Genomic DNA, 12047 nt, shown 5'->3' with positions numbered 1-12047 from the left:
TGAAGACGGTGCGCATGGCGCACCGTTTTTCGTTTCAGGCCAGGTTCAACTGGCGACGCCGAGCAGTTCGATATCGAAGACCAGCGGGGTGTAGGGCGCGATCAGGTCGCCGGCACCGTCCGCACCATAAGCCTGTGCCGACGGCAATACCAGGCGCCATTTGGCCCCGACCTGCATCTGCGGCAGGGCGCTGCGCCAGCCATTGATCACACTGTCCAGGCGAAACCACTGCGGCTGGTCGTTCTGGTCGAAGACCGTGCCATTGGGCAGGTGCCCGACATAGCGCACCTGGACCCGTCCGTTGGCGGCTACCTTTTCGCCGGTGCCCGGTGTCAGCTCGGTCACCAGGATACCGTCGGCCAGTTCGCGGACACCTGGCTTGGCTTTCTCTTCGGCGAGGAATTTCTTCTCGGCCTCGAGTGCGACTTCGCTTTGCGGCTTGGTCGAATCGTCGGCGGCCTGCGCTTCGTGGGCGGCGAGGAGCTGTTCGATCCGTTCGTTCGTGAGTGCCAGCGGCTTGCCCTGATAGGCCTGTTGCAGACCCTCCACCAGCGCCTTGAGTTGCAGGTCCGGCACCTCCTGGCGCAAGCGTTCGCCCAGGCTGGCGCCGAGGCTGTAGGCGAGGTCATGGGCGTCGTCGGCTTTTCCCTCCGTTGCGCCGTGGGCCAGCGGCAGAACAAGACACAGCGACAGCATTAGGTAACGCGACATGGCAACTCTCCGACCTGAGACCCGACGGATTATGCCAGTGCCGCACACCGGTTGTGGGGCTGCGCGAATGATCCCCGAGAACATTTTTTGCCGCATGCAACGTCGGCCCTCCAATACTGTCAACATGCCCTAGCGGCGGTAGTCACAGAAGGTCTAGTATGAGCCGCACTCACGTCAGCCAGGAGGTAAACCATGTCGGCCACCAAGAAGCCTGTAAATACTCCGTTGCACTTGCTCCAACAACTGTCGGGCAGCCTGCTCGAGCATTTGGAAAACGCTTGCTCGCAAGCCTTGGCTGATGCTGAAAAACTGCTCGCCAAACTGGAAAAACAACGCGGCAAGGCTCAGGAAAAACTGCACAAGTCGCGCACCAAATTGCAGGACGCCGCCACTGCCGGCAAAGCCAAGGCGCAAGCCAAGGCCAAGGCCGCTATCGGTGAGCTGGAAGAGCTGCTCGACAAGCTGAAAACCAGCCAATCGGAAACCCGCGCCTACATCCTGCAACTCAAGCGTGATGCACAGGAAAGCCTGAAGTTGGCGCAAGGCGTTGGTCGTGTGAAAGAAGCCGTGACCAAGGCGCTTTCGACCCGTGAAACCAAACCGGCCGCACCGGCCAAGGTCGCTGCCAAGCCTGCCGCCAAGCCAGCCGCGAAACCTGTCGCTGCTAAAACTGCCGCCGTCAAACCTGCCGCTGCCAAGCCTGCTGCCGCCAAGCCAGCTGCTGCTAAAACGGCTGCTGCCAAACCCGCTGCGAAACCTGCCGCTGCCAAGACTGCTGCCGCCAAACCCGCTGCGAAACCGGCTACTGCCAAGCCTGCTGCCGCCAAACCCGCTGCGAAACCGGCTACTGCCAAGCCAGCTGCCGCCAAGCCCGCCGCGAAACCGGCTACTGCCAAGCCAGCTGCCGCCAAGCCCGCTGCGAAACCGGCTGCTGCCAAGCCAACTGCCGCCAAGCCTGCGGCGAAACCGGCTACTGCCAAGCCAGCTGCCGCCAAGCCCGCGGCGAAACCGGCTACTGCCAAGCCAGCTGCCGCCAAGCCCGCTGCGAAACCGGCTGCTGCCAAGCCAACTGCCGCCAAGCCCGCTGCGAAACCGGCTGCTGCCCCTGCCGCAGCCAAGCCGGCCACTCCGGCAGCCGCTCCTGCGGCTTCGGCTTCGGCTCCAGCGACTGCCGCTGCTCCTGCTTCGGCCCCTGCCGCGCCAGCGACCACACCGGCCGCCAGCAGCACCCCTACCAGCGCTTCCTAAGCCTGGCTCACCACGACGCGCAGCTGGTGCAGCGCGTCGTGGTTCAGGTGCGCCGCTTCACCGGCCGCACTTTCCAGCCACACCGCCAGATCATCGGCCGCTTCCCTTGGCCAATCCCCGCTCAAGGCCTCCAGGCGCGACAGCAACTGCTGCTCGGCTTCCAGTTCGAGGGCCTTGATCCGATCACGCAGCCTCTTCAGTTCGCTGTCCTGCAGGGCCATGGCCCGCCATTGCCCGCGCAGTTGCCGCAGGGGCTGCACCACCTGTTCGTGCCAGGGGTGCGCGACCCGCCGCAAGCCCTCCAGCCGCCCAGGCGCGTACTTCACGCCGCGTACTCCGAGCCAGGCCGCGCAGAGCAGCAGGCAGACATTCGCCCCATGCCCCTGCAGCGCCAGGCAGGTTCCTTCCACGCCAGGCTTGGCGTAAATATCCAGGGAAAACGTCCACAGGTCAGCATGCATGGTGAGATCCGCGCCAGTTGCGAGGGAAGCTGGTAGACTCCGCCGCCATTATGATTCGACTTCAGAACCTGACTTTACAGCGTGGCCCGCAGCGTCTGCTAGAAGACGCCGAGCTGACCCTGCACGCCGGCCAGAAAGCCGGCCTGATCGGTGCCAACGGCGCCGGCAAATCGAGCCTGTTCGCCCTGCTGCGGGGCGAGCTGCACCCGGACTCGGGTGACTGCTTGCTGCCGGCCGATTGGCGTATCGCCCACATGCGCCAGGAGGTCGATACCCTCGAACGCCTGGCGGTCGACTATGTGCTCGACGGCGACGTGCGCCTGCGTCAGGTGCAACGCGACCTGGCTGCCGCCGAGGCGGCCCAGGACGGTTCGGCGCTGGCCCGCCTGCACTCGGAACTCGACAGCGCCGACGGTTATACCGCCGATGCCCGTGCCCGCAAGTTGCTGGCCGGCCTGGGTTTCACCAACGAGCAGATGGATCGTCAGGTCGGCGACTTCTCCGGTGGCTGGCGGATGCGCCTGAACCTGGCGCAGGCACTGATGTGCCCGTCGGATCTGCTGCTGCTCGACGAACCGACCAACCACCTCGATCTCGATGCGATCATCTGGCTGGAGGAGTGGCTCAAGAGCTACCCCGGTACCCTGCTGCTGATCTCCCATGACCGTGACTTCCTCGATGAAGTGGTCGATCACGTGGCCCATGTCGACCAGCGCAAGCTGGTGCTCTACCGCGGCGGCTATACCGCGTTCGAGCGGGCCCGTGCCGAGCGCCTGGCGCAGCAGCAACAGGCCTACGAGAAGCAGCAGGCACAGCGTGCGCACATGGAAAGCTACATCGCCCGCTTCAAGGCCCAGGCCACCAAGGCCCGCCAGGCGCAGAGCCGGATCAAGGCCCTGGAGCGGATGGAGGAGCTGTCGGCGGCCCATGTCGATTCGCCGTTCGACTTCACCTTCCGCGAGTCGCACAAGATCTCCAGCCCGTTGCTGGACCTCTCCGATGCGCGCCTGGGCTATGGCGAGAAGACCATCCTGGAGAAGGTCAAGCTGCAGCTGACTCCGGGGGCGCGGATCGGTCTGCTAGGCCCCAACGGCGCGGGCAAGTCGACGCTGATCAAGAACCTCGCCGGCGACCTGTCGCCCCTGTCGGGTCGCCTGACCCGTGGCGAGAACACCGTGGTCGGCTACTTCGCCCAGCACCAGCTCGACTCCCTGGATTCCAAGGCCAGCCCGTTGCTGCACCTGCAACGCCTGGCGCCGACCGAACGCGAGCAGACCCTGCGCGACTTCCTCGGCGGTTTCGATTTCCGTGGCGCGCGCATCGACGAGCCGGTACTGAATTTCTCCGGTGGCGAGAAAGCCCGGCTGGCCCTGGCGTTGATCGCCTGGGAGCGGCCGAACCTGTTGCTGCTCGACGAACCGACCAACCACCTGGACCTGGAAATGCGCCTGGCGCTGACCATGGCCCTGCAGGAGTTCAGCGGTGCGGTGCTGGTGGTTTCCCACGACCGCCATCTGCTCAAGAGCACCACCGACAACTTCTTCCTGGTCGCCGACGGCAAGGTCGAGGAGTTCGATGGCGACCTGGATGACTATGCCCGTTGGCTGGTGGAGTATCGTCAGCGCAGCGCACCGGTCAGCAGTGCGCCGGTCAACCCCGACAAGACCGACAAGAAGGCCCAGCGTCAGGCCGCCGCAGCCCTGCGTCAGCAACTGGCACCGCACAAGCGTGAAGCGGACAAGCTCGAAGCCGAGCTGGGCAAGCTGCACGAGCGCCTGGCGACGGTCGAGGCGAGCCTCGGCGACAGCGCACTCTACGAAGCCGCCCGCAAGGACGAGCTGCGTGATCTGCTGGCCGAGCAGGCCAAGCTCAAGGGCCGTGAGTCCGAGCTGGAGGAGGCCTGGATGGCGGCCCTGGAACTGCTGGAAAGCATGCAGGCGGAACTGGAGGCGTTGTCCTGACGGACGCGCCCTCGCTGCTTCAAGAAAACGGTGGTCAAGTTCACGCCTTCGGATTAGCTTAGAGGTTTGTTACAACTCTTATCCGAGGTGCGTGATGCTGCTTGAGACATGGCTGGCCTTTTTCGCTGCATGCTGGGTGATCAGCCTGTCTCCAGGGGCGGGCGCCATCGCCTCGATGTCCAGTGGCCTGCAATACGGCTTCCTGCGTGGCTACTGGAACGCCCTCGGCCTGCAACTGGGACTGGCGGCACAGATCGCGGTCATCGCTGCCGGTGTCGGGGCGATCCTGGCGGCATCCTCTACCGCCTTCTACGCCATCAAGTGGTTCGGTGTGGTCTACCTGGTCTACCTCGCGATCAAGCAATGGCGTGCGCTGCCCAGCGACATGACCGAAGAGGCGACGATCCGTTCGGTCGGCAAGCCGCTGACCCTGATGTTCCGCGGTTTCCTGGTCAACGTCAGCAACCCCAAGGCCCTGGTGTTCATGCTCGCGGTACTGCCGCAGTTCATCGACCCCCATGCGCCGCTGGTACATCAGTACCTGATTCTCGGGGTCACCATGATCGCTGTCGACATGATCGTCATGGCCGGCTACACGGGCCTGGCGGCCAAGGTCCTGCGCCTGCTGCGCACGCCACGGCAGCAGCGGCGGATGAACCGGACCTTTGCCGGGTTGTTCGTGGGTGCGGCGGGCTTCCTGGCGACCCTGCACAAGGCCACCACCTGAAACGCGGGCGAGGCAAAGAAAAAGGCGACCTTGATGGTCGCCTTTTTTGTCGCGTCTGGAACTACTGCAGAACCCTGGCCGGTTCATCCGGTGGCAGGTTGTTGCGTTGCAGTGGCGGGCGCGAGTCCGGAGACATGTCCGGACCACCCAACTGCAGGCTCAGTTGCCGTGCGACATCTTCGCCCAGGGATTTCGACACATCGCGTACCACCCGCGGGCGGTTCAGCGACACGCGGATATCCCGGCTGTTGACCAGCTTGGTGTCCTGGCCTTCGCCCATGGCGGTGAACGCCGAGGTGATCTGGTAGGTACGGGTGTTGATCAGGCTGAAGTCGCCCACCAGGGTCAGGCCCAGCACCGCCGAGTAGCTGTTGGTGTTGGCCAGTTCATTGATGTCCTGGGTGAAGTCGATGTCCGATACGGTGCCGAACAGCACGTAGTCGGCCCCCTTGAAGCTGCCGCCCTTGATCCGCTTGATGACGTCGTAGACGTCACCCTTGGAGTTGGACGTATAGGGCGTGCCCTGGACCAGCTGGAACATGCCGCTGCGCAGGATCTCACCCTTGATGTCGCCGGTGAACTTGCGCAGTTCGCCCTGCTCGATGTAGCTGCTGCGGCTTTCGTACTCGTCGTAGCTCGCCGAGCCGGACGAACCGTAATAGCCCTGCTGGAAATTGCCGCGTGCCGAGACGCTGCGGATGTACTGCTCCACCTTCGCCTGATACGCGAGGTCCGCCACCGCGACTTTCGGCGCGGCCTGTACGCCAAAGGCCCAGGCCAGGCCGATAATGCCAATCCATGCTCGCATAGCTTAACGCTCCGTGGTTTTGCGGATCTCTTTCTCGTCCATCCATTCGGCCAGGCCGCTTTCGACGTCGATCAGTTGCAGGCTGAACTTGTAGAACACGTCCTTGTAGTCGCTGCTGCGCTTGACGATCGAGCTGATCGAGCCTTCCAGGCGGTACTTGGCGGCGATCATGTTGCCGGTCTTGCTGATGGTGCTCTTCTTGTACAGGCCGCTCTGGTTCTGCAGCTTGAGCTGGTCGACCTGGCTCTGCATCTCGGTGTTGTCGCTGGCGAAGCGGGCAGTACCGGATTTCATCAGCTGGGTCTTGATCGAGGTGGTGATCTCGCGGGTGTCGATGTATTCGCTGGTCTTGTTCTTCACGTCATACACCTGAACCACCGGGCGGCCTTGCAGCACGCCGGACTGGGCCAGGGAGCGGGTCATGGATTCGGCGATCATCTGCAGGTCGGTGGAGCCGAACTCGTTGGTGACCAGCTCGACAGCCTTGGTATCCCCGTAGCTGATGTTCTTGCCGCCGAGGACCGGCGAAGTGTTCTGGGCGCAACCGCTGGCCAGCAGGGCAACGACGGCGAGGAGCGAAAGGCGTGCAAACATGGAGAGGTTCTCTTCAAAGGGGCGCAAGGGATGGCTTCGCGTCAAGGCGTCTTGACTTCGAGGCGGAAGTCGACGGCCTTCGGCGTCGGCGCGATGGCGGGCAGGAAGGTGCTCTGGGCGCCATACAGGCTCAGGGTCTTCCAGGCTTCCTCGTCGGCGATCGGGAAGCCGTCGTTGCCCAGCCAGGCAAAGCGGTAGTACATCATCTTGTTCTTGGTGCGCGTGTTGCTCAGTTGCACCTTCACGGTCAGGAAGCCGTTTTCCCGGGCAACGCGAATGGCGCCGACCTGGATGTCTTTCATTTCGCCCATGACGACGATCTTGCTCGCGGCGCTGCCCGGCGCCGGTGGTGGCGCAGGGGTTGCACAGCCGGCCAGCAGGGCCAGGGCAACGACAGCGGTCAGTTTGAAACGCATGGAAAAAGACTCCGTTCTCAAGGTTGTTTGATACTGGCCACGGCGGTCGGGCTGGTGCTCGGGATCCGCTGGGCCGCCAGGCCGCTGGTGAATACCTGGTTGCCGATGGCCCGCAGGCTGATCACCTGGTAGTGCCGATCGACGTTGATCCTGACCAGCGAACCGCCAGCGGCGCTGGGCAGCGAGACCTGGTGCTCGCCCTTCTTCAGGCGCAGGCGGACCACCTGGGTGGTGTCCGGCAGGGTGCGCCAGGTGCGGGTATCGGCGCCCTCGAGCACGGCGGAAGTGATGCCCACGGCCAGGCCCGCGATCGGGTTGACCTTGTTCAGGTTCTTCTGGGCGATGCCGCGGCTGATGGCCCGTACGCTGGTACGCAGGATGATGCCCGGCATGTCGTCGCGCAGGGCGCGGCTGGACATGGCGGTGGTGCTGTTGAGGGCGGTCAGGTTGACCTGCTGGCCATCGATGCCGATCTGGCCGAAGCCGGGGGTCGAGGTGTCGGCCTTGATGATCGGGAACGACAGCGGGGTGATCACCACGTTGTCGGAGATCAGCAGCGGCAGCGGGATGCGGATCGAGTCGCGGGCCGGCGCCAGGCCGCTCTGCACGACGATCAGGATATCGCTGTCATCGTCCTTGCCGGCCGGCTTGTCGAGATTGACCAGGGCCTGTTCGAGCAGCGGGGTGTTGGGGCGCAGTTCGGCCGCCTGGCGATAGCCCGGCGCGGCCAGGTCCTTCTCGCCCAGCGCTTCATAGATGTAGCCGGCGAGGTAGTGGCTGAAGGCGCTCTGGTAGCTGTTTTTCAGGCTGACCACTTCGGGCGCGTCCAGGCTGGCCACCGGGTAGCCCTTGAGGTCCTTGTACTGGGTCTTGATGCCTTGCTTGTCGGCTTCCTCTTCGCGCTTGAGGTATTCCTTGTCGCGTAATTCGGCGATCACCGCTTCGCGTTCGTGGGTCTTCTTGATCGCGGTGCGGGCGCTCTCGAAGTCGTTGGTGGCGAGGAAGTTCAGCGCCATCTGGGTGGTCAGCATGACCTTTTCGTAGTCGTAGCCTTCGTAGCGGCGGACCTTGTCGTTGACCAGGAAGCTGCCGAACTGGGCGGCATACCTGGCGTAGTCGACCTTGACCGCATCCTCCCACTGGCCAACGACCTGGTCGGCGCTGTTCCAGGCCTGCTGGCTGCCGGTGATGTCGCCCTTGGCCCGCAGCAGTTCGCCTTTCTCGAAGTAGTACAGCAGGTCACGGTCTTCGCCGGTGTTGTTCTTCTCCAGCAGCGACAGCGCCGCGTCGACATTGCCGGAGGCCAGTTGCTGGTTGGTCTGCGCCAGCTCACCGTCGTAGTTGCGGAACACCGAGCAGCCGGACAGCAGGGTCACGGCCCCAAGGGCGATAAGAAGGCGGGTGCTGGGTGTCATGAGCGACATCTTCCCTGATGGTGAAAGCAGCCGGAGGGCGGGTCTGGCTGGATGAACCCATTGGCAGGGCAGGCTACCCTAACAATTCCTCATTAAAAGAGGAGCTTTTATTGCGTTTGCCCATAACGCCGGCGCGGCATTATAGGCGGCGAGTGCTGGCTATGTAATGGCTTTTTTGTTCCAAAATGATGGCTCATTACCGCGTCGAGCGATGACGGCGCCTGACCACGTTAAAGGGGGGCGGGTTGTGGCGTCGACGTGTCGGGGGAGGAAGATCGCGTAGGAGTCCGCGTCTGTCTGCGCAGGTCGGATCCGGGAGTTGTAGGGTGATTGCGCAACTGTCGTGGCCTGCGCCTGGGTGTCCTACCCACGTGCAGGAAACTTCAGGGTTTCGCCGGGGACGAGTGAATCGCGTAGCCGCTGGCGAATACCCGCGGCAGATCGAGCAACTGCCCATCAGGCGGCAGAGCGGCAAGGGAGTGAGCAGGCGCCAGGCCGTGGTTTTGACTCTCTTCCTGGCGGGCGTTCGGAGCGGCTATTTGTCTGTTTGCACCGCGTAATGCTTGAGTGAGGCGCGGTGAGAGGGAACAATATGTTACTTCGCATTTCCATTTAGGTCGTTTCAATGATTGTTCCCACGCGTTTCCTGGCCTGGCTGATGCTGCCGATGTTCGTCCTATGCAGCTCCAGCCTGCTGGCGAATACGGTGGAAGGCGCTCCCCAGGCCCTGCACCTGATCGATTACATCGGCGCGGACTACCCGGCCACGGTGGCGGATGGCAAGGTCATCGACGAAACCGAATACCACGAGCAACTGGAGTTCCTCAGCGCGTTGCAGAAGCTGGTCGTCGCGTTGCCGGCCCGTGCCGAAAGGGCGGAGCTGGAGCAGGGCGTTGCCGACCTGCGCAAGGCCATCAGCGAACGCCAGGAGGGCTCGCTGGTGGCGCGTCAGGCCCGCCAACTGGGCGCCAGGCTGGCCGTGACCTATGAGGTCAGCCAGGCTCCGGCCATTACCCCGGACCCGGCCCGTGGTGCGCCGCTCTATGCCCAGCAATGTTCGGTCTGCCATGGCGAAAGCGGGGCCGGCGACGGCCCGGCGGGCAGCGGCATGACGCCGCCGCCGGCCAACCTGCGTGACGCCTCGCGACTCGATCGCCTGAGCCTGTACGGCATCTACAACACCCTGACCCTGGGGGTCGAAGGGACGGACATGCCGTCGTTCGCCGATCAGCTCGACGAACGCCAGCGCTGGGACCTGGCGACCTACATCGCCAGCTTCAGTGCCGCACCGGTTGCGCAGACCGACAAGACCTACAATATCGCCGACCTGGCGCGCCAGACGCCCAGCGAGATCCAGGCCGCCGAAGGCGACGAGGCCGCGGCGCTGTTCCGCGCCCAGCGGGCCCAGCCGCCGCAGGTCAAGCGGGGGCCATCGCAACTGCTCGACTACACCGCGACGACCCTGGACAAGAGCCTGGCCGCCTACCGTGCCGGCGACCGCGAGCAGGCCTACGACCTGTCCGTGGCGGCCTACCTGGAAGGCTTCGAACTGGTCGAAAGCTCCCTGGACAACGTCGATGCCAACGTGCGCAAGGACACCGAGAAGTCGCTGATGGCCTATCGGCAGTCCCTGCAGGACGGCCTGCCGGTGGAGCAGGTCGAACAACGCCTGGCGTTCGCCAAGGACAAGCTCAAGACGTCTGCCGGTCTGCTCGGCAACGATGGCCTGAGCCAGTCGCTGAGCTTCATCTCCGGCCTGCTGATCCTGTTGCGCGAAGGCCTTGAGGCGATCCTGGTGCTGGCGGCGATCCTGGCGTTCCTGCGCAACACCGGCCAGCAATCGGCGGTGCGCAGCGTCAACATCGGCTGGGGCCTGGCCCTGCTGGCGGGGGCTGGCACCTGGGCACTGGCGGCCTACGTGATCGACGTCAGCGGCTCCCAGCGCGAACTGCTCGAAGGCTGCACCGCGCTGTTCGCCAGTGTGATGGTGCTCTGGCTCGGTGTGTGGATGCACGATCGCCGGCATGCCGCGGCGTGGCAGGACTACATCAAGAGCAGCCTGGTCGGTGGCGGCGGTCGTTTCGGTTTCGCCGTGCTGGCGTTCTTCTCGGTGTATCGTGAACTGTTCGAAGTGATCCTCTTCTACGAAACCCTCTGGCTGCAGGCCGGCCCTGCCGGGCACAGCGCGGTGCTGGCCGGCGGGGCGACGGCGCTGGTGCTGCTGGTGGGCCTGGCCTGGGTGATCCTGCGCGGTTCGGCGAAATTGCCGCTGGCGCTGTTCTTCGGCATCAATGCCGGGTTGCTCTGCGCCCTGTCGGTGGTGTTCGCCGGCCACGGCGTCAAGGCACTGCAGGAGGCCGGGATCTTCGGTACGCGGCCGGTGGCATTCTTCGACTTCGAGTGGCTGGGCATTCACGCCGACGCCTACTCGTTGGGTGCCCAGGTCGTCGCGTTGCTGGCGATCATCGTGCTCTACGGCCGTAGCCGGCTGGCGGAGAAGCGCCAGTTGCAGGCGTCCTGAGCATGCGCGTGTGGATCGATGCCGACGCTTGCCCACGGATCGCCCGTGACCTGGTGGTGAAGTTCGCCCTCAAGCGGCAGTTCGAGGTGGTGCTGGTGGCGGGGCAACCGCAGCCCCGGCCACCCTTCGCCTGCGTGCGGCTGATCGTGGTGCCCAGCGGGCCGGATGCCGCCGATGACTATCTGGTGGAGCATGCGGTGACGGGGGAACTGGTGATCTGCAGCGACGTACCGCTGGCCGATCGCCTGGTGAAAAAGGGCGTGGCGGCACTCGATCCCCGGGGCAAGCCGTTCGACGAGCAGAACATGGGCGAGCGGCTGGCGGTGCGCAACCTGTTCACCGATCTGCGCGAGCAGGGGCAGGTCGGCGGTGGCCAGGCGCCCTATGGCGAGCGCGAGAAGCAGGCGTTCGCCAATTCGCTGGATCGGATCCTGACCCGGCTCGCTCGCGCCACCTAACCTTCCTGGGCCAGTTCCAGCACCCGGTCCACCAGCTTGTTGATCCCCGCCGCCGCTTCGCCAATCGACCGGGCGAGCATGTAGGCGGGGGTCGTGACCAGCTTGCGGGCCTTGTCCTCGACAATTTCATCCACCGCGCACTCCTGGTGGTTGGCGCCCATGCGGCCCAGGGCCGCGGCGGTGTCGGCGTCGTTGCCGATGGTGCAGGTCACGCCCGGGCCGTAGATCTTCGCCGCCAGCGCCGGGGTGATGCAGATCAGCCCCACCGGCTTGCCGGCCTCGGCGAAGGCTTCGGCCAGCGCCAGGACTTCGGCCTGCACGCTGCAGCCGGCGCCTTCGATGGCAAAATTGGAGAGGTTCTTCGCCGCGCCGAAGCCGCCCGGCACGATCAGCCCGTCGAATTCCCGCACATCGGCCTCGCGCAGGTCGCGGACCTGGCCGCGGGCGATGCGTGCCGACTCCACCAGCACATTGCGCGACTCGGGCATTTCCTCGCCGGTCAGGTGGTTTATCACCTGCATCTGTGCGATGTTCGGGGCGAAGCACTGCACCTGGGCGCCACGCTGGTCCAGGCGCAGCAGGGTCAGCACGCTTTCGTGGATCTCGGCGCCGTCGTAGACGCCACAGCCGGATAGGATTACCGCGATTTTCCTGGTCATGTTGGATCTCCCGATGTCTGGCGTTAAATGTCTACCAATCTGGCATTCATTGTCAGCGGAATTTGCAG

General features: G+C 64.5%; 12 protein-coding genes. 5 read left to right on the top strand and 7 right to left on the bottom strand.

Annotated features, from left to right (window positions below):
• Nucleotides 1–45: 45 nt before the first annotated feature.
• Entirely contained in the window at nucleotides 46–711 is a 666-nt protein-coding gene (locus ACMGT0_RS30570) for an FKBP-type peptidyl-prolyl cis-trans isomerase (protein WP_416770964.1), read from the bottom strand.
• A gap of 192 nt (nucleotides 712–903) precedes the next feature.
• On the opposite strand from ACMGT0_RS30570, the gene ACMGT0_RS30565 reads away from it, so the two are divergent.
• A complete protein-coding gene (locus tag ACMGT0_RS30565; protein ID WP_416770963.1) occupies nucleotides 904–1959 on the top strand; it encodes an AlgP family protein in 1056 nt (351 codons plus the stop codon).
• Here the strand turns inward: ACMGT0_RS30565 and ACMGT0_RS30560 are convergent.
• Nucleotides 1956–2420 (bottom strand): TIGR02444 family protein, encoded by a 465-nt coding sequence (locus ACMGT0_RS30560; protein WP_054063612.1) that lies wholly within the window; start codon nucleotides 2418–2420, stop codon nucleotides 1956–1958. The two genes, ACMGT0_RS30565 and ACMGT0_RS30560, sit on opposite strands and share 4 nt — an antisense overlap.
• Before the next feature lie 50 nt (nucleotides 2421–2470).
• On the opposite strand from ACMGT0_RS30560, the gene ACMGT0_RS30555 reads away from it, so the two are divergent.
• Both ACMGT0_RS30555 and ACMGT0_RS30550 read left to right on the top strand, forming a co-directional pair.
• A complete protein-coding gene (locus tag ACMGT0_RS30555; RefSeq protein ID WP_054058763.1) occupies nucleotides 2471–4381 on the top strand; it encodes an ATP-binding cassette domain-containing protein in 1911 nt (636 codons plus the stop codon).
• A 94-nt stretch (nucleotides 4382–4475) separates the two neighbouring features.
• Nucleotides 4476–5108 (top strand): LysE family transporter, encoded by a 633-nt coding sequence (locus tag ACMGT0_RS30550; protein ID WP_416770961.1) that lies wholly within the window; start codon nucleotides 4476–4478, stop codon nucleotides 5106–5108.
• Between the two features lie 61 nt (nucleotides 5109–5169).
• Here ACMGT0_RS30550 and ACMGT0_RS30545 read toward each other — a convergent pair whose 3' ends face one another.
• Genes ACMGT0_RS30545 through ACMGT0_RS30530 form a run of 4 tightly spaced genes read right to left on the bottom strand, consistent with a single transcriptional unit; the run spans nucleotide 5170 to nucleotide 8341 of the window.
• Nucleotides 5170–5916, bottom strand: coding sequence for a penicillin-binding protein activator LpoB (locus ACMGT0_RS30545; protein ID WP_054058764.1), 747 nt, complete (start codon nucleotides 5914–5916; stop codon nucleotides 5170–5172).
• A gap of 3 nt (nucleotides 5917–5919) precedes the next feature.
• Entirely contained in the window at nucleotides 5920–6510 is a 591-nt protein-coding gene (gene lpoB, locus ACMGT0_RS30540) for a penicillin-binding protein activator LpoB (RefSeq protein WP_054058765.1), read from the bottom strand.
• A gap of 41 nt (nucleotides 6511–6551) precedes the next feature.
• On the bottom strand, nucleotides 6552–6926 hold the full coding sequence (locus ACMGT0_RS30535; RefSeq protein ID WP_054058766.1) for a YcfL family protein: 375 nt from the start codon (nucleotides 6924–6926) through the stop codon (nucleotides 6552–6554).
• Nucleotides 6927–6943: 17 nt separating this feature from the next.
• Nucleotides 6944–8341 carry a COG3014 family protein gene (locus ACMGT0_RS30530; protein ID WP_416770958.1) on the bottom strand — a complete coding sequence of 466 codons (1398 nt, stop codon included), beginning with the start codon at nucleotides 8339–8341 and terminating at the stop codon, nucleotides 6944–6946.
• A gap of 625 nt (nucleotides 8342–8966) precedes the next feature.
• Here ACMGT0_RS30530 and ACMGT0_RS30525 point away from each other — a divergent pair.
• Nucleotides 8967–10862 (top strand): cytochrome c/FTR1 family iron permease, encoded by a 1896-nt coding sequence (locus ACMGT0_RS30525; RefSeq protein WP_273825868.1) that lies wholly within the window; start codon nucleotides 8967–8969, stop codon nucleotides 10860–10862.
• 2 nt (nucleotides 10863–10864) lie between these two features.
• Entirely contained in the window at nucleotides 10865–11320 is a 456-nt protein-coding gene (locus tag ACMGT0_RS30520; RefSeq protein WP_054063608.1) for a YaiI/YqxD family protein, read from the top strand.
• Here ACMGT0_RS30520 and elbB read toward each other — a convergent pair.
• Nucleotides 11317–11979: an isoprenoid biosynthesis glyoxalase ElbB gene (gene elbB, locus ACMGT0_RS30515; protein ID WP_054058483.1), complete on the bottom strand. Its 663-nt coding sequence runs from the start codon at nucleotides 11977–11979 to the stop codon at nucleotides 11317–11319. The two genes, ACMGT0_RS30520 and elbB, sit on opposite strands and share 4 nt — an antisense overlap.
• Between the last annotated feature and the right edge of the window lie 68 nt (nucleotides 11980–12047).

It is taken from the genome of Pseudomonas sp. RHF3.3-3, from assembly GCF_048069595.1.
GTDB lineage: Bacteria > Pseudomonadota > Gammaproteobacteria > Pseudomonadales > Pseudomonadaceae > Aquipseudomonas > Aquipseudomonas fuscovaginae_B.
The sequence above is the reverse complement of the archived record's forward strand: the minus strand, read 5'-3'. Positions and strand labels throughout refer to the sequence as shown.